The 477-nt window shown below is 41.7% G+C and carries 1 protein-coding gene; it reads left to right on the top strand.

The features are described from left to right. Positions 1 to 477, top strand: a 477-nt coding sequence (locus AC2JF8_RS09275; protein WP_500762806.1) for an AzlC family ABC transporter permease, incomplete at both ends; no start/stop codon positions are given.

The raw sequence follows: 477 nt of genomic DNA, 5'->3' as shown, positions 1-477 counted from the left end.
AATTAGATGCACGCACTGGCATTCGTGAAGCCTTGCCAACGGTTTTTGGCTATATTGGTATTGGCATTGCTTTTGGTATCGTAGGACAAGCAGCAGGTTTTTCCCCTCTTATTGTTAGTGCGATGTCGTTTTTTATTTTTGCAGGATCTGCTCAGTTTGTAACAGTTAGTATGTTGACTGGCGGCAGCCCTATCTTATCTATTGTGTTAGCGACTTTCTTAGTAAATGCGCGTATGATTCTTATGGGAATGACCATTGCGCCTTACTTTAAAGCCGAATCTCTCGGTAAAAATCTCTGGTTGGGAACCTTACTGACGGATGAAAGTTTTGCACTAGGAATGAATAAATTAAACCACACCAAAGGACGTTTAAGTTTTGAGTGGTTTAATGCTGCCAATTTGATTTCCTATGCGACTTGGGTTTTTTCGACGATCATCGGTGCCTATCTAGGGCGCTTTATTGCAAACCCTCAAGCAT

It is taken from the genome of Lactobacillus sp. CA30L, assembly GCF_059900845.1.
The sequence above is the reverse complement of the archived record's forward strand: the minus strand, read 5'-3'. Positions and strand labels throughout refer to the sequence as shown.